Below are 18,440 nucleotides of genomic sequence, written 5' to 3'. Positions count from 1 at the left end.
TTTTTTAACTTATTGATGTATTGTGGGTAGTTTACCGTAAAAACTGGTTCTCATTAATAGAACCTCATATACTAACGTCACCATAAAACAAAAAAAGAGCTATTATGAAACGCTATTTTCCAATGACAGTCCTTGCAAGTGCTATTCTTGCGGGCTGTGCTTCAACAAGTATCACATCAAGTGATGTCGAAAAAGCCTATCAAAGCATTAACTCAGAGCAACTAGCAGAACACATTAAAGTGCTTGCCTCTGATGAGTTCGGTGGCCGTGCACCATCATCGAAAGGTGAAGAGCTAACGCTTGCCTATTTAACCGACCAATTTAAAGCATTGGGTTTTGAGCCGGGTAACGGTGATAGCTTCTTACAAGAAGTACCGCTTGTTTCACTAGAAGCTGATTCAGACATGGTACTTACTATTGGCGGCAAAGATTACCAATACAAAAAAGATATGGTAATGGGTAGTAGCCGTATTAGTGCTAAGCAAAGCATTAAAGATTCTGAATTAGTATTCGTTGGTTACGGTGTTAATGCACCAGAGTACAACTGGAACGACTACGAAGGCCTAGATGTTAAAGGCAAAACCGTTGTTATGCTGGTAAACGATCCTGGTTTTGCGACGAAAAACCCTGATTTATTCACGGGCGATGCCATGACCTATTACGGTCGTTGGACATACAAATATGAAGAAGCAAGCCGTCAAGGTGCAGCTGGTGCGATTATCATCCACGAAACAGCACCGGCTTCTTACCCATGGTCAGTTGTTGAAAACTCTTGGAGCGGTGAGCAATTTGGTTTCCAAAAAGAAAATAACAACATGGACCGTGTTGCTGTCGAAGGCTGGGTAACAACTGATGTTGCTAAAGAGCTTTTCACAAAAGCAGGCTTAGATTTCGATACCATGAAAGCGAATGCGGCAAAAGGCGCTTACCATGTTGATATGGGCGACCTAACTGCAAGTGTTGAAGTAAATAACACAATTAAAAAATCAATTTCGTATAACTTTATCGCGACGTTACCGGGTAGCGAAAAGCCTGATGAGCACATCATTTATTCAGCTCACTGGGATCACCTTGGTACTGATAAAACCCGCAAAGGCGACCAAATCTATAATGGCGCCCACGATAATGCAACGGGTACTGCTGGCTTAATCGAAGTTGCTGAAGCATTCGCGACCCTACCTGAGCACCCTAGCCGTTCAATGACTTTCTTAGCCGTTACTGCTGAAGAACAAGGTTTACTTGGCTCGAAATATTATGCTGCAAATCCAGTGATCCCAGCATCACAAACGGTTGCAAACATCAATATGGATAGCTTAAACCTATTAGGTAAAGTAAAAGACATCAGTGTTGTTGGTATTGGCAAATCTGAAATGGATAGCCTACTAGAAACAGCTGCAAAAGCGCAAGGCCGTACAGTATCTGGCGACCCTAAACCGTCTTCAGGTGGTTACTACCGCTCTGATCACTTTGCATTTGCAAACATGGGTGTACCAGCAATGTATGCCGGTGGTGGTAGTGAAGCCCTTGATGAAGAAACGGCAAATTACCGTAAGCGTATGAGCCTAGTGCTTCGTGGTTGTTATCATCAGCCTTGCGACCGTTACCGTGATGAATGGGATTTATCAGGTGCCGTTCAGGACCTTCAGTTATTCTATCAAGTAGGTTTTGATATCTCAGAACGAAAAGAATGGCCGACCTGGAATGCCACTTCTGAGTTCCAACGCAAATAGATACAAATGAGATTGATTTTCATTTAAAATCGTACTACAGTGTAACCTGATTAATTTTAAGGTTGCACTGTATGCTCTCACTAACACAAACGAGGTTTATTCCTAACAAAGCGAGGTGTTACATTACGGACAATAAACGCTTATTTTTACCCCTTTTATTACTAATTTCTTTGGCGGTACCTGCAAGCCGAGAATTCACCCTACAAGCGCTAAGTGATGCTTTTTTTCAAGTATCTGTATTTGTTGCAGCCACCTTATTAATCTATTACTACCTTATTGATAAACTTCCTCAGTTACAGCTGAGCTATCTACGCGCTAAATCAGGCATTCTAGAGGTGAGTTTTGCCTCAATTTTAGGTGCTTTACCTGGCTGTGGGGGTGCCATTATTGTGGTAACCCAATTTACTAAAAAGCAGGCTAGCTTTGGCTCTGTTGTTGCTGTCTTAACCGCAACCATGGGTGATGCCGCCTTTTTACTGTTAGCAACCCGTCCGCTTGATGGCTTATTAATGATGTTAATAGGTGTTGCTGTAGGCGTTATTAGTGGTCAATTAGTTAATACATTTCATAGCCCAGATAAATTTCAGCCTGATGAGGCTAGCGAATACAACGAGCAGCCACAATGCCAACCAAAAGCGTTAAAGTTTAGCCGACCAGTATGGAAATTAGCTTTAGTACCGAGCTTGATTGTTGCTTTTGTTATCGCCACCAATACCGACTTAAGTGTATTTGGCAGTGGTATTAATGAGGGCATTACTGTATTTGGCTCAATCATGGCACTATTCACCGTGGTTGTGTGGGCACTGTCTTCTAAAGGCAGCAGTTATAAGCAAGTAACCAGTGAAGAAGCACCTTGCACACCTCCTTCAAAACTCACGAAAGTGTTAATGGACACGCACTTTGTTACGGCCTGGGTTGTTGCCAGTTTTATGCTGTTTGAAATTCTCGTTAACCTAGTTGGTGTTGATTTAACAGCGTGGTTTTCTGAGTATGCTTATCTTGCACCGCTGGTGGCTGTGGCTATTGGCTTATTACCCGGCTGCGGGCCACAAATCGTCGTGATGACACTCTATATTCAAGGTATTATTCCATTTAGTGCGATGGCAGCCAATGCAATTTCAAATGACGGCGATGCCCTATTCCCAGCTATCGCATTAGCGCCAAAAGCGGCCTTAATCGCGACGGTGTATTCAACAATTCCAGCGCTGTTACTCGGTCATGGGTTGTATTTTTACGGCATATAATCCTTAGCATTAAAAAAACCAGCCGAGGCTGGTTTTTTAATGCTTACTGATTTAGCTCATCGCCATCATCATTTTTGCAGGATCTTCTAAATAAGACTTCCATAAGTTATTGAAGCGTGCAATTGTTCCGCCATCAATCACTCGGTGGTCTCCAGACCAGCTTACTTGCATAATAGCAGCTGAAACAACATTGCCTTGTGCATCAAAGCGAGGTAAATGCTGCAGTTTACCTAAAGCAACAATCGCTACCTCAGGTTTATTGATGATCGGGGTTGCAATTGTGCCGCTAATCGCACCGATGTTAGAAATGCTAATAGTGCCGCCTTTCAAATCATCCGGTGAAACACGACCATCACGTGCTGCTTCAGTTAAGCGGGTCACTTCGTTTGCAACATCTACGATACTCTTTGACTGGCATGATTTAATGTTTGGTACAAGTAAACCAATCTTAGAATCAACCGCCATACCGATGTTATGATCATCAAAGTAAGTTAGCTCGCTGCAATCATCATTTACTTGCGAGTTTAGTACTGGGAATTGCTTAATCGCTAACGACAGTGCTTTGATAAAGAACGGCATCATAGTGAGCTTAACACCCTGCTGCTTATACTGCTCTTTGAGCTCACTGCGCATTGCAATCAGTTTAGTTAGGTCAATTTCATCACAGAAAGTAAAGTGAGGAATTGTCGAAACTGAAGCAACCATTTGCTTAGCCATTGCCGCTTTAATGCCTTTAATAGGCTCTACGCGACTGCCACCAGAAGACACGACCGTTGATACAGGCTCTGCCGCTTTTGGCGAAGCTTGTTGTGATGCTGCTTGGCTTGGTGTTTCATTCAAGAAATCTTCGATATCTTGTTTATAAATACGGCCGTTTTTACCAGAGCCTGGTACTTGCGTTAAATCAACATCAAGTTCGCGGGCTTTACGACGCACAGCAGGTGAAGCAACCGCTTTCTTATTAAGTTGTTTGCTAGAGTTTGCCGAAGTCGCAGGCTTCTGCGAAGGTTTAGTTGCTGCATTTGTTTGTGCTTTAACTACCGCAGAACTTACATCTGGCTCTGCACTTTGGCCGGCAATGCTCATTTGGAATAATGGGCTGTGAACTGCAGCAATATCACCTTTTTGATAATAAAGCTTTTCAACTTTACCTGTGTATTTAGCCGGAATTTGCACCAATGCTTTGTCTGTCATTACATCACAAACAGCTTGGTCTTCAACGATTTCATCGCCTTCACTGACTAACCACTCAACGATTTCACACTCAACGATCCCTTCACCGATATCGGGTAATATGAAATCTTCTAAGTGCTCACCAGCCTCAGATGATGCTTCAGTTGCTGCAGGAGCTTGAACTTCTTCACTTTGTGTTGGTGCTTCGCCATCAACATCCATTGCAAATAATGGTGCATGTACTTTCGCAATATCCCCTTTTGCATAATAGAGCTTACTGATCACACCATCATGAACAGCAGGAATTTGCACAAGCGCCTTGTCGGTCATAACATCACAAATAGGCTGGTCTTCTTTTACAGAATCGCCTTCTGCAACTAACCATTCAACAATTTCACACTCTACGATGCCTTCGCCGATATCTGGCAAGATAAAATCTTTAGACATACTGACTCCTAAAACTCTACTGATTGCTTGATCGCAGCAAGCACTTTAAGTGCATCCGGTACATATTCTTTTTCAAGTGCTAATGGGTATGGCGTATCTAAACCACACACGCGAGTAATTGGCGATTCAAGGTGTAAGAAACACTCTTGTTGAATTGTTGCAACGATCTCTGCACCAAAACCATTCGTGATTGGTGCCTCGTGGCTTACCACTAAACGACCTGTTTTAGTCACTGATTTAGCAATGGTCTCAACATCCCATGGTAAAATGGTACGTAAGTCGATCACTTCACAGCTAATACCTTGCTCTGCAGCTTTTTTAGCGGCGTCTTCGATGATTTCCATCTGAGCACCCCAAGCAAGTACAGTGACATCAGTGCCTTCTTGAACGATTTCAGCTTTACCGAGCTCGATGCTGTAATCTTCTTCTGGCACTTCACCTGTTGATGCACGGTATAAACGTTTCGGCTCAAAGAAAATAACAGGGTTATCATCTTTAATTGATGCACGAAGCAAACCTTTTGCTTGGTATGGGTTACGTGGCACAACTAACTTTAAACCCGGTGTGTGAGCAAAATAAGCTTCTGGTGATTGTGAGTGATATAAACCACCTGCAATACCACCACCGTACGGTGTACGAATTGTTAGATTGCCAACATTAAATTCATTACCACTACGGTAACGGAATTTAGCTGATTCATTCACGATTTGGTCAAATGCAGGGAAAATATAATCAGCAAACTGAATTTCAGCTAATGCAGGGGCACCGAACGCCGCTAAACCATTAGCAAAACCTAAAATACCTTGCTCAGTTAACGGAGTATTGAACACACGATGCTTACCATATTTTTCTTGTAAGCCAGATGTAGCACGGAATACACCACCAAAATAACCAACATCTTCACCAAAAATACATGCATTTGGATGCTCTGCCATGGTGATATCAAGGGCAGAGTTAATTGCATGAAGCATGTTCATTTTAGCCATTACTTTAATCTCCCTGCAGTTGTTGGATAAGCATCAGGATGCTGCAAAATGTGCTCTTTTAGTTCTTCATATTGTTTTTTCAGTGATGGGATTGGCTTATCATACACATCAGAAATAAGGTCTTCTAATGCTGGTTTTGCTACTTTTTCAGCGCGTTTAAGAGCCGCTAAAATTTCTTCACGAATTGTTTCTTTGTCTTTCGCGTCTTGCGCTTCATCTAACCAACCTTGTTTTAATAACCACTTACGGAAACGCTCGATTGGACAGCCTTTATGTTTTGCTTCTTCATCTTTTGTACGATAGCCACTAGGGTCGTCACTGGTTGAGTGAGCGCCAAGACGATAGGCAATCGATTCAATTAAAACAGGTTCACCTTTAGTCGTCGCAATTTCGCGGGCTTTTTTAGTTGCTGCATAAACAGCAAGTGCATCAGCACCATCAACACGAATTGTTTTAATGCCATAGCCAACACCACGTGATGCAATACCATCACCTTTAAATTGCTCATCAGCAGGTGTAGAAATCGCATAACCATTGTTACGAGCAAAGAAAATTACCGGTGCTTCATGAACTGCGGCCATATTTAAACCAGCATGGAAATCACCTTCAGACGCAGCGCCTTCACCAAAGTAACAAATAGTGATGTTATCAATAGTGCTGTTTAACTCACCGGTTTGGGCATCAATATGACGAACTTTTTGACCATATGCATAACCTGTTGCTTGTGGAATTTGTGTACCAAGCGGTGATGAAATAGTCATGTAGTTAAGTTCGCGTGAGCCATAGTGAATTGGCATTTGGCGACCTTTACCCAAATCTTTTTCATTTGAGAACATTTGATTCATGAATTGGTCAAGGCTAAAACCACGATAACGTAAAGCTGCTTGCTCACGGTATTGGGCCATGATCATATCGTTTTGATCAAGCGCTGCAGCTGATGCTGTTACAGCCGCTTCTTCGCCTAGACATTGCATATAAAAGCTAACACGGCCTTGACGCTGTGCTGCTTGCATACGCTCATCAAGTGCTCTAATAAAACGCATTGTTTCATATAGACGGATTGCCGTTGCTTTGTCGATATCAGGTGCGGTTGCACCTTCGTAGATGTCGCCTTCCTCATTAAGAATACTTAATGTAGGGATCGTTAATGCGTGACCATCAATAAATGACAGTTCATGATTAATGTTTAGCGATACGTTATTTGGATTACTCATAACCTACCTTCTTTCGTTGTCAGAAACCTACGCTACTGCCCTTAATTATATTTTTATCAGCATGAGCTGTAAGGATAAAGTTTGCGCAATATTCAATCTAATTAAATTAAACTGCCGTCACTTTACGTTAACGTAAGTTGTTATTCAACTAATCATAGACGAATAGATGACAAATGGCTAAAAACGCATGGAAAGTTAACTATACAACAAGATAAGTTCTTTATAGTCATATAGTTAACTAAATTTAGATGGGTGTTAATGCAGAGAATTTAAATAAAGTTGCTATCAACTTGCATTGGAACAACTGTAAGCAAAGCGCGCTGACCTAAGGCTACATCAGCGTTTGGGAAGATAATAGCTTCACCGTCTACTTCCGCTTCATATCTGGTCTGACCATCAGTTGCCATTAATTCGCCCTTTGCGAAACCGGTGAAATTTTCCACATCATCAGCAAATGGGAAACTAAAGTCTTCGCAAGTACGGTTTATTGTTCTATATACAGAAAACAACTCGAAATCTTCTGCATTGAATTCTTTATATTCAACAGATTTTTGACTAATTAATGCAATTAAGGTTTGTTTGGTTTTATCAAATCGCGACATGTCGTTTTCGCCAAATGGTTTTACTTGGCCAAGTTCTACCGTAAATGAGTCAGCTCCATGTACAAACGACGAGTAGTAACTGAAGGTAGTTGCCGCTGATTTCATCATTAGTACCGTGTTTACGCCACAGCTAAGTAAAAATTGCAGTTGTGATTTTTTCCACGGTTTACCATGTAAGAAAGGATAGACTGCAAACTTTTCATTTTTAGAGCCACGAATTGCTGTGTGAAGATCATAATGAAAACGCTCACTGTCCTGGTTGCCTCTAGCAAAGAAATCAGTAACCACGTCTTCAAGTAGCTTTGCACGAACTCGCTCAGGGTTAGAAGCAATACCTTCTACAGTATGATGACCATTAAACAAACGGTTTAAGTTTTCATCTACAAAACGCTTACCGATATTAATAGATTTAGGATTACCATAAATAAACAGTACACGCTGCTGCAAGGTAAGTTGTTCTGTAATGATTGACTTGATTAATTGATCGCAGATTTCAATTGGCGCAGTTTCGTTACCATGTACCGCACTTGAAAGTACAATATCTTTGTTTGTCTGCTGCGCAGGTTGAAACTCAATGATACCCGTGTCATGAACAGTGACATCAGTACCGTTTTCAAGGGTAAATGCACAAGGTTCGAGTGAAAATTCATTGTTACGGGTCAGGGTTAAAAAGTCGCCAGTACTTTTTAATTGTTCGAGATATGAAGGAGTTGAATAGCTCATTGTTCTATCCTAAAAATGCGTGAGAGTAGAATACAAAAACGGCTGAGAATCTCAGCCGTTTTAATAGGTAAAAAAGGAATTAGCTAATTACTGAATCAACCAGCTTTTTCGCTTCTTTTTCTAATAATGCTAGATGTTCTTCACCTTTGAATGATTCAAGGTAAATTTTATAGATATCTTCAGTGCCAGATGGGCGTGCAGCAAACCAACCGTTTTCAGTAACAACTTTTAAACCGCCGATAGCAGCGTTATTACCAGGAGCATGGGTTAGTTTTTGCGTAATGACATCACCCGCTAAGGTACTTGCAGTTACATCATCCGCTGATAACGCTTTTAAACGTGATTTTTGTTCTGCATTAGCTGGCGCATCAATACGTTTATAAATAGGCGCACCGAACTCTTGCTCAAGTTCTTTATAAAGCTGTGATGGTGTTTTACCTGTTACAGCTAAAATCTCTGCAGCAAGTAGACCTAAGATGAAACCATCTTTATCAGTGTTCCAAACTGTACCATCAAAGCGTAAGAATGACGCCCCTGCACTTTCTTCACCACCAAAAGCAAGGGTACCTTTGCTTAAGCCTTCAACAAACCATTTAAAGCCTACCGGTACTTCTTTTACTTCGCGGTTATTCCGTGCAACTACTTTATCAATCATGCCGCTTGATACCAGCGTTTTACCAATTTCGACCTCTTTTGACCATTCGCGGTTATTTAACAAGTAGTCAATTGCAACTGCTAAAAAGTGATTTGGATTCATTAAGCCGTCAGGTGTAACAATACCATGGCGGTCATAATCAGGGTCGTTACCAATACCGATATCATAGTCATCTTTTAATGCAATAAGGTTTGTCATTGCATAAGGTGATGAACAATCCATACGGATTTTGCCGTCTTTATCTAAAGGCATGAACGAGAATGTTGGATCAACAGACTCATTTACGACCGTTAAGTCTAAATTATATTTTTCTGCAATGACTGGCCAAAAGTTGATACCAGAGCCACCCAGTGGATCCACACCAATTTTGATTTTCGCATCGCTAATTGCTTTTAGATTAACGATATTAACTAAGTCATCAACATAAGGGGTAATTAAGTCTTGGTACTTAATAAAACCAGAACGTGATGCTTTAGCATACGGAAATAACTCAACTTCAACTAAGTCTTCTAAAAGTAATTGATTTGCTCTATCTTCAATCCACTTAGTAACATCAGTATCTGCAGGGCCACCATTTGGCGGGTTATATTTAAAACCACCGTCTTCTGGCGGGTTATGTGAAGGTGTTACCACAATACCATCAGCAAGTTCATTTGGATTTTCTTTGTTATGGCAAACAACAGCATGACTGATTACCGGCGTTGGCGTGTAATCGTCATTTTCTTGTGCAATGACTTGCACTTCGTTTGCAACAAGTACTTCAATAGCAGAGTTAAAAGCCGCTTCACTCAATGCATGTGTATCTTTACCTAAGAAAAGTGGGCCAAAAATATTGTTTTCTTTACGGTAATCACAAATTGCTTGAGTGATCGCTAAAATATGCGATTCATTAAATTTTACATCGAACGAACAACCACGATGGCCAGATGTACCAAAAGCAACACAATGCTCTGGGTTTTGTTCTAGGTCTGGTTCATTTAAGTAATAAGCCGAGATCAGTTTTGGTACATTCACTAAGCTTGATTGCGGTGCAGGTTTACCTGCATCTGGATGAATCGCCATATTATTTCCTTATGGATTATAAGTAATCACGAATTTTTTCTGCTTCATCTGCGCTGTAACCTAAGCACAGTGCTACTTCGTGAAGCATCATTTTTTTTCTGGTTGTATTTGAATTTGTCATCACCCAATACTCAGTATCAGTGATATTTTTTGGATTCATGCTGCTACCGCTCTCCAGAAGTGCTTCTTTGCTTGTGGCAAAATAAACTCGATCACGGCCTTTAATTTCAAGCACGTTAGCAAAATCTTTTTTATGCGTTCTATATAAAGCAGCAAGTATAAATAAGAATCGACCAACAACACCTTTTTGCATTGCCAGCTCTTCTTTGTTTAATACATTAAACACATTACCTTTCACTTGTGTCGATGCTGTGACAGTTTCTGCAGCCTCTTCAACATTTTCGTTGCTTGGTTCAGGGCTTGATTCTTGTTCTGCTTGTTCTTGTACTTCAACAACTGGGGTTTCTTGTTCAGTTTTAGTAGTTGTTTCAACTGGGGCATTGGTGCCATCAGAGAGGTTTAATAAACGACGCAAAATGGTTGATGCACTTTCACCAATACTTTGCGTGTTGCTTGCAATGTATTGATATAACTCGTCGTCTATGTCGATTTTTTTCATGTTATTCCTGTCTTTACGGGTCACATTTTAAAAGTTCTCAATGATTATACCTAAGCTCGCAGCAATTCTCTATGTTTTGCATTTTGTAATTTCACTAGGCAAAATACTGCCATTAAAATTAGGAGTTGAAAATGCTATTAAACTACCAACAAATGGGTCAAGGTTCAGACGTTGTATTGATCCACGGTTTGTTTGGCTCACTTGAAAACCTCAATGTAATCGCAAAAGCATTAGCTGAAAATTATCGTGTAACGAATATCGATTTACGTAACCACGGTAAATCATTCCATAGCGATACCATGAATTATCATGCTATGGCTAAAGATGTCAGTGAGTTACTTGAACATCTAACTATTAGTAAAGCGCACATCATAGGTCATTCAATGGGTGGCAAAGTGGCCATGCAATTAGCACTTAATCACCCTTCACTTATCGATAAGCTTGTCGTGTTAGATATTTCTCCTGTTGCTAATAACCCTCGCCACAGTGCCATTTTTGCAGGCCTAAACGAAGTTGCACAGTCTAATATCAAAGATAGAAAATCGGCTGATGAAATACTTGCCAAGCACATTGAGGAAATGGGCGTACGTCAATTTTTATTAAAAAGCTTTGCTAAAAATGATGAAGGTCACTATCAATGGCGCTTTAATTTAGCTGTTTTATACCAGCAATATGAAAATATTTTAGCGCAAGTTAGTGAAAATGATTCTTGTTTATGTGATACTTTGTTCATTAAAGGTAATGATTCTGACTACATTTTAGCAGAGCACCGCCCTGCTATTATGGCGTTGTTCCCTAATGCAAAAGCAAAAATTATTCATGGTGCTGGTCACTGGCTACATGCCCAAAAACCACTTGCTGTTAATAAAGCAATCAGCGATTTTTTAGCTCATTAATAGGGCTGATTAAATTCGCTGTTTTTGATCGTGCGCACTAAATTATTACAAATTTGTGTGGTATAGTACGCGCCGTTTAATTTAAAGGTTTATACGTTGATGGTCAGTCAGTTAATTAACGAATTTGATACCTTAGGGTTGTATTTTGGCTTAGCCGGTATTTTCTTTTTTATTGGAATGGCAATTCAAGACGTCCTTAAAAAAGGTGATGTACCACGATTTGGCCGATACATCGTTTGGTTAGTGCTATTTTTAGGCTGTTCTGGGTTTATAGCGAAAGGACTTATTCAAGTCTTCTGGCAAGGCGCAGGTGTGGGCTAGACATGGCAAAGTCAGAAACAGATAGAACAACACCCGATTTATTTGAATACGAAAAGCGTCCAGGTAGGCCGAAAACAAATCCCCTACCTCGCGATATGCAATTAAAAGTAAATAAACGTAATCAAATAAAACGAGATAAAGCACGTGGTTTAAAGCGTGTAGAATTTAAGGTTTCATCACAGTTATATCAAGCATTAAGCGATATGGCAGATGCGCAGAATATTAGCCGTAGCGCGTTGATTGAAACAATTTTACAAGAAAGATTGGCTATTGATAGATAGAAGGTTTTAAATCCATGTCAAGCGTAGGTATTTTTTTCGGAAGTGACACAGGCAATACTGAACACGTAGCTAAAATGATTCAAAAAGAATTAGGTAAAAAGCTTGTTGCTGTTCACGACATTGCAAAAAGTTCTAAAGAAGAGATTGCTGAATTCGATTTATTGTTATTCGGTATTCCAACTTGGTACTACGGTGAAGCTCAATGTGACTGGGATGATTTTTTCCCTGAATTAGAAGAAGTTGACTTCGAAGGTAAACTTGTTGCTATTTTCGGCTGCGGTGACCAAGAAGACTATGCAGAGTACTTCTTAGATGCAATGGGCATGATCAACGATATCGTTACTGAGCGTGGCGCAATCGTAGTGGGCCATTGGTCAACTGAAGGCTACGACTTTGAAGCTTCAAAAGCACTCGTAGATGACAGCAACTTTGTTGGCCTTGGTATTGATGAAGACCGTCAACCAGAGCTTACTGAAAAGCGTGTTAAAGACTGGTGTGCTCAGGTTTATGACGAAATGTGTTTAGCGGAACTTGCTGATTAATAACAAGTACTACTCGCATTTACTAGCTGATGTAAAGATGCACAACCAGTTCATTTTTGTTTGAAAAATCGGCAAATAGACGAATTGTTCTTTGCACTTAGTAACTAGGCACGTTATTCTAATAGTTGCTAATGTGTCGTGTGCATCTTGATGATGCCTAGTATAACTAAATAAAATTGAGACAGATTGAATGACTGATCACAACTTGGAATTAAAAAAAGCAGGGTTAAAAGTAACCTTGCCACGTATTAAAATTTTAGAGATTCTACAATCTCCAGACAACCAACACATCAGCGCTGAAGATGTCTATAAAATTCTTTTAGACAAAGGCGAAGAGATTGGTCTTGCAACTGTCTACCGTGTTCTTAACCAATTTGATGATGCAGGTATTGTATCTCGCCACCACTTCGAAGGCGGCAAGTCAGTATTTGAATTATCAGGTAGCACTCACCATGACCACTTAGTGTGCCTAAAATGTGGTAAGGTAGTTGAGTTTGAAGACGACACTATTGAACGTCGTCAAGAAGAAATCGCAACAGAGAATGGTATTAAACTGACGAACCACTCTCTTTACCTATATGGTGAATGTGAAGACACTGCTGCGTGTAAAGAATACGCTGAATCAAATAGCTAATTAGCTATTTGATTCAGATATAAAAAAACCTGCTTAAAGCAGGTTTTTTTATATCTATTTGAAATCGATTAGATGATTTCTAATAGCTCAACGTCAAAGATTAACGTTGAGAAAGGAGCGATTGCTGCACCAGCACCGCGCTCACCGTAAGCAAGTTCGTGTGGTACGTATAAACGCCACTTAGAACCAGTACCCATCATTTGCACTGCTTCAGTCCAACCTTTGATTACACCGCCTACTGGGAATTCAGCTGGTTGACCACGCTCGTATGAGCTGTCAAATACTGTACCGTTGATTAGTGTACCGTGGTAGTGTGCACGGATTGTTGAATCTGCAGTTGGTTTTTCACCGTCGCCTGCAGTAAGTACTTCGTATTGAAGACCTGATTCAGTTACTGTTACTTCAGGACGTTTTGCATTTTCTTCTAAGAATGCAATACCTTCAGCTGCAAGAACTTTAGCTTCTTCTTCACGACGAGCTTGGATCTCAGCGTTGATTTTCTCAAAAGCTGCTTGAATTTCTGGGATTTCAACTTGGAAATCATTACCAGTGTATGCGTCTTTCATACCTTCAAATACAGAATTTAAGTTTAAACCTTCGAATGGATTCGCTTTTAATTGCTCACCCATTTGTAAACCAATACCGTAACTTGCTTTTTCAGCGTCTGTTGTAAAATTATCTGACATGTTTTAATTCACGTTTATTTAGTTAAAAGACGTGCTCATACTAACATAAAAAAACAACGAATATCGCCTAGTTTTACTGCGTTTGCTCAGTGTTTGCACTAATTCGCTGCTTTATTTTATCAATTACAAATGTCGCAACAGGTAATGTAGCGATCATCGAAGCAATAAAAAAGCCGCTCATTAAACCATCTTTGCCTAACATAATTAATGGCACAGCAATAAGACCCACAGTAGAAATCACACATGCTGCAATGACAGGCCAATGCTTGTCGTATTTGCCAATAAGGTGCCCTACTAACACATTAAACCCAATACCATAAGCGATTGAAGATATTAGCCCGTAATCAGGCTGCGCATCATGGGCCATAGCTACAAGTACATTGATCCCGCTGTGATAAAAATAAGAAAAGATACACCAAAGCAGAACATGTTTAACAATGCGCATTAGTGTAGAAGAAGACTCGCTTGCTGACATTACTTATCTCCAGATAGCAAAAAACCGCCCTAAAGGCGGTTTTTCTAAATAATGGTGGAGAGATAGGGATTTGAACCCTAGAGGGGCTACAAACCCCTGCCGGTTTTCAAGACCGGTGCATTCGACCACTCTGCCATCTCTCCGTACGGCGCGCATAATAGTGTTTACTGCGTTCGTTGTAAAGCCTTAAATGTAAAAAACTTTAAAAAAGTATTTTTAATAGTACTGCTTCGGACGCTTTGCGATTAAAGAGCAAACTAAACAAACAATTAAACTAACAATTGCAAAACCTGAGCCCTGCACTATTACGTCAATTTTATTGAGGTTATAACTCGGTACAATAACTAATGCGAAGGCGGGTAAGCAGGTGATCGTTAAAACGTAGCAACAAATTTTAAAAGCGCGACCGAAATCGAAACGTTTAGTGCTTTGCATCCACCATGTCAATAGAAGTAATACCACTACAGCAGACAAGCCAAGGTAATGAGGTTGTTTTGTAGACATGGCAACAAAAAATGTGACAACAGCGCCAACTAAGCCCCAAATTGACCAAGCGAACCAATTTTCTTTTTCACGTAAAAATAAGTTTCCCATTGTTCTCGTCTTCTTTATCGTTATTTTTTTAAGACTTTCCATACGTTAACAAAAAATAACCGATTAAAAAACACACTGAAGAAGAATTATTTCGTTTTTTGCATCCGTGCGCTTCTTACAGCTAAGCTAAATCTAAAAAAACTAACATAAGTAAGCTTAATAGTGTCTGACTGCTTAACTGCAAAAAAGTTCCTACTATTTATAAATTCTCAAAAAACGTCTCTGGCTTGTGTCTGATAGGTTTTTTAATGTCTATTTCTGGCGTACCTAAATAGAGGTAACCAACAATCTCATCTTGTTCTTTACAACCGAGTGCCGCTTTAACAGCTGGGCTTTGTGCAAAATAACCTGTGCGCCAAATACCCCCTAAACCTTGGGCGAATGCCGCTTGTTGCATTGCAAGTACAGCGCAGCCTGCACTTTGTACTTGTTCAATACGTGGCACTTTTGGGTTTTCAGTTACATCTGCAATGGCAATGATCATCATCGGAGATCGCAGCGGTAGTTCTTTAGCGCGCTCAATGGTTCTATCATCTTGGTTTTCAGCAACAGCGGCCTGATGATAGATATCGCCTAATTTATTACGTGCATCGCCTTCAACGACAATAAATCGCCAAGGAGCAATACAGCCATGATCAGGCACTTTAATGGCCGCTCGCTTAATAATTTCAAGTTGTTCTGCAGTAGGTCCAGGTGCGATAAGGCGAGGATCTGATTGTCGAGTTTGTAATAGCGTTAAAGCGTCCATGAATATTCCGTAAATGCTTAAGTACGACGCCCCTTAATAATCGGGGCAGAAAACCCAAGCTTATCATTTATCTTTATGAGCAAGAAAGCTATTCGATACTTTTCTAGTTAACCAATAATCTAAACTAACGTAACGACCACCCCCTGTAAAAAATAAACTCAATAACATAACAAAATATATGGCAGAAAACTCAATACCATTATTTAAGATCACAGGTTTCCCTTTCGCATAGAGGTACTCTGTATAACCATGCGTTTCTAGCAACTCACGCATTTTGGTTAATCTTTCGCTGGCTTCATCAGAATTAACTAGGCTAGCTTCACTACCAGGTATTGCAAGCCAATTCAGCACTCTTGCAGGGCTGGTGCTGGCATCGGTAGGTGTTACAGCAAACCAGCCATTACTGGCATGTACTGTTGTCGCTGCAACCAGCATGGTGATCATCAAAGGAATTGCGGTTAAACGAGTAAATAAACCCAATAATATAAAGATCCCCCCTAAAAACTCAGTCCATGCAGCTAAAAAGGCCAATATAGAGGGCATGGGTAGGCCTAAACCCCAGTCACTATTTCCAAACCATGCAACAATATCTTCAGATGCTAAAAAGTATTGATAAAGATGAGTAACATCACCGCTTAAAGCAAGCTTATTAAAGCCTGCAATGATCATCACTGGGGCTAAAATCAAGCGAATTAATAGACTCGGTAGTCCATCTAAAAACTGCAGTTTCTTTAAGGTGTGTTGGTAAAGGGGTATTAGGTGTGTGTTCAACATAGCGGTCTCGTGACTAAATAGATTAATCACATAGACCGCACGTTTTCTAGTTTACTTTCAATTAAATTTTACGAGCGACTTGTAACGCTTCAAAAATTGCACGTTTAGCATCGATAGCGGCAGCTAGTTTTGCGCCACCAATAACGTGTACTTTCGCGTTTTCGGTTTGATTATCGAACGTTTCAGTATTTGATACCTGACCAATACAAGCAATCACGGTATCAACATCGAGGATTTGCTCTTCACCTTTTACCGTTATCTTCAAACCTTGCTTATCAAAGCTTAGATACTGACACTCAGCGATTTGTTTAACACCGTGCTGTTTGGCAACTTGTCGGTGGATCCAACCCGTTGTTTTACCCAGTTCACTACCAAAACGCCCTGCGCTTCGCTTAAGCATGTAAAGTTGACGATTGTCTTTTTCAGGCGCAGCTTCGCACTCAATACCCCATTGAGTTTTGAATTGCTCAATTGTTTGGCCTTTGTGTTCACTTAAAAAGGCAACCATATCAAAACCGATGCCACCGGCACCTAGAATCGCAATTTTCTCACCGAGTTCTACTTCACCACGAATGACCTCATCGTAAGCAAATACACGTTTGCCATCACTGCATTCGATTTTGGCTTCGCGCGGACGTACGCCTGTTGCAAAAACCACATCATCGTATTGATTGAGCATATTGTCAGTAAATTCAGTACCAAGCTGTAAATCGACATGTAAGCGCTTTAATTCATTAGTAAAGTAGTTAAGGGTATGGTTAAAGTCTTCTTTACCCGGCACTTGCATGGCTAAATTAAATTGGCCACCCATTTGTTCTTTACGTTCAATTAAAGTCACTTTGTGACCTTTCGCTGCTAAGTAACAACTTGCAGCAAGGCCAGCAGGGCCAGCACCTACAACCAGAACTAATCGAGAAGATGGAGCTTTTTCAAGGCTGTAATCTAACTCAAAAGCCGCTTGTGGGTTAACCAAACAGGTGGCACGTTTATTTTTAAACACATGGTCTAAGCAACCCTGATTACAACCAATACAAATATTGATTTGTTCAGACTTATTATTAACGTATTTATTGAAAAACTCTGGGTCCGCTAATAAAGGACGGGCCATCGAAATTAAATCAGACTCGCCTGCTTCTAAAATTCCATTGGCAATTTCTGGCGTGTTAATACGGTTAACCGCGATAACTGGCACTGATACCGTATCTTTTAAGCGTTTTGATGCTTCTTTAAATGCACCTGCTGGGACCATACTGGCAATCGTTGGTACACGAGCCTCGTGCCAACCAATACCGGTGTTAAAGATATCAACGCCAGCTTGTTCAAGTGCCAGGGCTTGTTGCTTTACTTCATCAGGCGTTGATCCATTAGGAATTAAATCCATTACAGACAAACGAAATACAATAATGAACTTTTGACTGACTTTAGCGCGAACAGCTTTAACAATATCAACAGCCAAGCGCATACGGTTTTCTAAACTACCGCCATAGTTGTCTGTTCTTTTATTGGTGTGGTTAGCCATGAATTCATTAATCAAATAACCTTCAGAACCCATGATTTCAACACCGTCATAACCTGCTTTTTCAGCCATTTTTGCTGAGTTAGCAAAGTCTTTGATGGTTTTTTTAATCGACCCTAACGACATTTCTTTAGGTTTATATGGATTAATAGGTGCCTGAATTGAGCTTGGTGCTTGATTGAATGGATGATACGCGTAGCGACCTGCATGCAATAATTGTAAGCAAATTTTTCCGCCATGTTGATGCACCGCATCAGTATATGCTTTGTGCTTGATCACATCATAAAATGAATTAAATGTTGATGCGAACGGAGATAGCTTGCCACGAATATTTGGGCTGTAGCCACCTGTAATGATTAAACCCGTGCCGCCTTTAGCACGTGCTTCGTAGAATGCACGTAAGCGTTTGCGGTTATGCCAGCCTTCTTCTAAGCCAGTATGCATTGATCCCATAACCAAACGATTACGAAGTTCGGTATGCGGTAATTGTAATTTTTGTTCTAACATTGTGTGCCCCG

General features: G+C 40.4%; 19 protein-coding genes and 1 tRNA gene. 7 read left to right on the top strand and 13 right to left on the bottom strand.

Translation table 11 applies throughout. The features are described from left to right. The first annotated feature begins 104 nt into the window (after nt 1-104). Together IMPJCBKJ_RS09865 and IMPJCBKJ_RS09860 are read left to right on the top strand one after the other, a co-directional pair. Entirely contained in the window at nt 105-1,730 is a 1,626-nt protein-coding gene (locus IMPJCBKJ_RS09865) for a M28 family metallopeptidase (protein ID WP_054553919.1), read from the top strand. A 71-nt stretch (nt 1,731-1,801) separates the two neighbouring features. Beyond that, complete coding sequence (locus IMPJCBKJ_RS09860; protein ID WP_166340061.1) at nt 1,802-2,974, top strand: putative manganese transporter; 1,173 nt, start codon at nt 1,802-1,804, stop codon at nt 2,972-2,974. A gap of 51 nt (nt 2,975-3,025) precedes the next feature. Here the strand turns inward: IMPJCBKJ_RS09860 and IMPJCBKJ_RS09855 are convergent, their stop codons facing one another. The 6 genes from IMPJCBKJ_RS09855 to seqA all read right to left on the bottom strand — a co-directional run bounded on the left by IMPJCBKJ_RS09855 (nt 3,026) and on the right by seqA (nt 10,455). Then, nucleotides 3,026-4,594 (bottom strand): dihydrolipoyllysine-residue acetyltransferase, encoded by a 1,569-nt coding sequence (locus IMPJCBKJ_RS09855; RefSeq protein WP_166340059.1) that lies wholly within the window; start codon nt 4,592-4,594, stop codon nt 3,026-3,028. 8 nt (nt 4,595-4,602) lie between these two features. Then, nucleotides 4,603-5,580 (bottom strand): alpha-ketoacid dehydrogenase subunit beta, encoded by a 978-nt coding sequence (locus tag IMPJCBKJ_RS09850; protein ID WP_054553922.1) that lies wholly within the window; start codon nt 5,578-5,580, stop codon nt 4,603-4,605. Further along, nucleotides 5,580-6,794, bottom strand: coding sequence for a thiamine pyrophosphate-dependent dehydrogenase E1 component subunit alpha (locus tag IMPJCBKJ_RS09845; RefSeq protein WP_166340057.1), 1,215 nt, complete (start codon nt 6,792-6,794; stop codon nt 5,580-5,582). Before IMPJCBKJ_RS09845 ends, IMPJCBKJ_RS09850 begins: the two co-directional genes overlap by 1 nt. Before the next feature lie 269 nt (nt 6,795-7,063). Next, nucleotides 7,064-8,119, bottom strand: a complete 1,056-nt coding sequence (gene astE, locus IMPJCBKJ_RS09840; protein ID WP_166340055.1) for a succinylglutamate desuccinylase — start codon at nt 8,117-8,119, stop codon at nt 7,064-7,066. A gap of 79 nt (nt 8,120-8,198) precedes the next feature. Then, nucleotides 8,199-9,836, bottom strand: a complete 1,638-nt coding sequence (gene pgm, locus IMPJCBKJ_RS09835; protein WP_166340053.1) for a phosphoglucomutase (alpha-D-glucose-1,6-bisphosphate-dependent) — start codon at nt 9,834-9,836, stop codon at nt 8,199-8,201. 16 nt (nt 9,837-9,852) lie between these two features. Further along, entirely contained in the window at nt 9,853-10,455 is a 603-nt protein-coding gene (gene seqA, locus IMPJCBKJ_RS09830; RefSeq protein WP_054553926.1) for a replication initiation negative regulator SeqA, read from the bottom strand. A gap of 131 nt (nt 10,456-10,586) precedes the next feature. Between seqA and IMPJCBKJ_RS09825 the strand changes: the two genes are divergently transcribed. From IMPJCBKJ_RS09825 to fur, 5 genes are all read left to right on the top strand, one after another. After that, nucleotides 10,587-11,351, top strand: coding sequence for an alpha/beta fold hydrolase (locus IMPJCBKJ_RS09825; RefSeq protein WP_138616804.1), 765 nt, complete (start codon nt 10,587-10,589; stop codon nt 11,349-11,351). Between the two features lie 99 nt (nt 11,352-11,450). After that, nucleotides 11,451-11,672: a DUF2788 domain-containing protein gene (locus IMPJCBKJ_RS09820; protein ID WP_036968243.1), complete on the top strand. Its 222-nt coding sequence runs from the start codon at nt 11,451-11,453 to the stop codon at nt 11,670-11,672. A gap of 2 nt (nt 11,673-11,674) precedes the next feature. Beyond that, nucleotides 11,675-11,953, top strand: coding sequence for a LexA regulated protein (ybfE, locus tag IMPJCBKJ_RS09815; RefSeq protein ID WP_004586673.1), 279 nt, complete (start codon nt 11,675-11,677; stop codon nt 11,951-11,953). 14 nt (nt 11,954-11,967) lie between these two features. Continuing rightward, nucleotides 11,968-12,495, top strand: coding sequence for a flavodoxin FldA (gene fldA / locus IMPJCBKJ_RS09810; RefSeq protein WP_054553928.1), 528 nt, complete (start codon nt 11,968-11,970; stop codon nt 12,493-12,495). A gap of 190 nt (nt 12,496-12,685) precedes the next feature. After that, nucleotides 12,686-13,129: a ferric iron uptake transcriptional regulator gene (gene fur / locus IMPJCBKJ_RS09805; RefSeq protein WP_054561419.1), complete on the top strand. Its 444-nt coding sequence runs from the start codon at nt 12,686-12,688 to the stop codon at nt 13,127-13,129. Nucleotides 13,130-13,197: 68 nt separating this feature from the next. Here the strand turns inward: fur and IMPJCBKJ_RS09800 are convergent, their stop codons facing one another. From IMPJCBKJ_RS09800 to IMPJCBKJ_RS09770, 7 genes are all read right to left on the bottom strand, one after another. Then, a complete protein-coding gene (locus tag IMPJCBKJ_RS09800; RefSeq protein WP_054561418.1) occupies nt 13,198-13,815 on the bottom strand; it encodes an FKBP-type peptidyl-prolyl cis-trans isomerase in 618 nt (205 codons plus the stop codon). Nucleotides 13,816-13,888: 73 nt separating this feature from the next. Next, the gene (locus IMPJCBKJ_RS09795; RefSeq protein ID WP_054553931.1) at nt 13,889-14,290 is read right to left on the bottom strand and encodes a hypothetical protein; all 402 of its coding nucleotides are present in this window, start codon (nt 14,288-14,290) and stop codon (nt 13,889-13,891) included. Between the two features lie 52 nt (nt 14,291-14,342). Beyond that, nucleotides 14,343-14,433: transfer RNA gene (locus IMPJCBKJ_RS09790), tRNA-Ser, on the bottom strand. Nucleotides 14,434-14,506: 73 nt separating this feature from the next. Then, nucleotides 14,507-14,884, bottom strand: a complete 378-nt coding sequence (locus tag IMPJCBKJ_RS09785; RefSeq protein WP_054553932.1) for a hypothetical protein — start codon at nt 14,882-14,884, stop codon at nt 14,507-14,509. A 199-nt stretch (nt 14,885-15,083) separates the two neighbouring features. Next, nucleotides 15,084-15,632 (bottom strand): NAD(P)H nitroreductase, encoded by a 549-nt coding sequence (locus tag IMPJCBKJ_RS09780; protein ID WP_138601088.1) that lies wholly within the window; start codon nt 15,630-15,632, stop codon nt 15,084-15,086. A 63-nt stretch (nt 15,633-15,695) separates the two neighbouring features. Continuing rightward, nucleotides 15,696-16,406 (bottom strand): DoxX family protein, encoded by a 711-nt coding sequence (locus IMPJCBKJ_RS09775; RefSeq protein ID WP_054553943.1) that lies wholly within the window; start codon nt 16,404-16,406, stop codon nt 15,696-15,698. A 61-nt stretch (nt 16,407-16,467) separates the two neighbouring features. Continuing rightward, on the bottom strand, nt 16,468-18,429 hold the full coding sequence (locus IMPJCBKJ_RS09770) for an NADPH-dependent 2,4-dienoyl-CoA reductase (protein ID WP_166340051.1): 1,962 nt from the start codon (nt 18,427-18,429) through the stop codon (nt 16,468-16,470). Nucleotides 18,430-18,440: the final 11 nt, after the last annotated feature.

Source organism: Pseudoalteromonas sp. MB47 (genome assembly GCF_011319765.1).
Classification (GTDB): Bacteria; Pseudomonadota; Gammaproteobacteria; order Enterobacterales; family Alteromonadaceae; genus Pseudoalteromonas; species Pseudoalteromonas simplex.
The sequence above is the reverse complement of the archived record's forward strand: the minus strand, read 5'-3'. Positions and strand labels throughout refer to the sequence as shown.

Bases quoted from the DNA above. Each gene is read 5' to 3' on its own strand.
- ybfE (WP_004586673.1), top strand. From the start codon at position 11,675: ATGGCAAAGTCAGAAACAGATAGAACAACACCCGATTTATTTGAATAC.
- IMPJCBKJ_RS09850 (WP_054553922.1), bottom strand. From the start codon at position 5,580: ATGGCTAAAATGAACATGCTTCATGCAATTAACTCTGCCCTTGATATC.
- IMPJCBKJ_RS09770 (WP_166340051.1), bottom strand. From the start codon at position 18,429: ATGTTAGAACAAAAATTACAATTACCGCATACCGAACTTCGTAATCGT.
- fldA (WP_054553928.1), top strand. From the start codon at position 11,968: ATGTCAAGCGTAGGTATTTTTTTCGGAAGTGACACAGGCAATACTGAA.
- astE (WP_166340055.1), bottom strand. From the start codon at position 8,119: ATGAGCTATTCAACTCCTTCATATCTCGAACAATTAAAAAGTACTGGC.
- IMPJCBKJ_RS09860 (WP_166340061.1), top strand. From the start codon at position 1,802: ATGCTCTCACTAACACAAACGAGGTTTATTCCTAACAAAGCGAGGTGT.
- IMPJCBKJ_RS09775 (WP_054553943.1), bottom strand. From the start codon at position 16,406: ATGTTGAACACACACCTAATACCCCTTTACCAACACACCTTAAAGAAA.
- IMPJCBKJ_RS09780 (WP_138601088.1), bottom strand. From the start codon at position 15,632: ATGGACGCTTTAACGCTATTACAAACTCGACAATCAGATCCTCGCCTT.
- IMPJCBKJ_RS09785 (WP_054553932.1), bottom strand. From the start codon at position 14,884: ATGGGAAACTTATTTTTACGTGAAAAAGAAAATTGGTTCGCTTGGTCA.
- pgm (WP_166340053.1), bottom strand. From the start codon at position 9,836: ATGGCGATTCATCCAGATGCAGGTAAACCTGCACCGCAATCAAGCTTA.
- IMPJCBKJ_RS09825 (WP_138616804.1), top strand. From the start codon at position 10,587: ATGCTATTAAACTACCAACAAATGGGTCAAGGTTCAGACGTTGTATTG.
- IMPJCBKJ_RS09800 (WP_054561418.1), bottom strand. From the start codon at position 13,815: ATGTCAGATAATTTTACAACAGACGCTGAAAAAGCAAGTTACGGTATT.
- seqA (WP_054553926.1), bottom strand. From the start codon at position 10,455: ATGAAAAAAATCGACATAGACGACGAGTTATATCAATACATTGCAAGC.
- fur (WP_054561419.1), top strand. From the start codon at position 12,686: ATGACTGATCACAACTTGGAATTAAAAAAAGCAGGGTTAAAAGTAACC.
- IMPJCBKJ_RS09795 (WP_054553931.1), bottom strand. From the start codon at position 14,290: ATGTCAGCAAGCGAGTCTTCTTCTACACTAATGCGCATTGTTAAACAT.
- IMPJCBKJ_RS09855 (WP_166340059.1), bottom strand. From the start codon at position 4,594: ATGTCTAAAGATTTTATCTTGCCAGATATCGGCGAAGGCATCGTAGAG.
- IMPJCBKJ_RS09820 (WP_036968243.1), top strand. From the start codon at position 11,451: ATGGTCAGTCAGTTAATTAACGAATTTGATACCTTAGGGTTGTATTTT.
- IMPJCBKJ_RS09845 (WP_166340057.1), bottom strand. From the start codon at position 6,794: ATGAGTAATCCAAATAACGTATCGCTAAACATTAATCATGAACTGTCA.
- IMPJCBKJ_RS09865 (WP_054553919.1), top strand. From the start codon at position 105: ATGAAACGCTATTTTCCAATGACAGTCCTTGCAAGTGCTATTCTTGCG.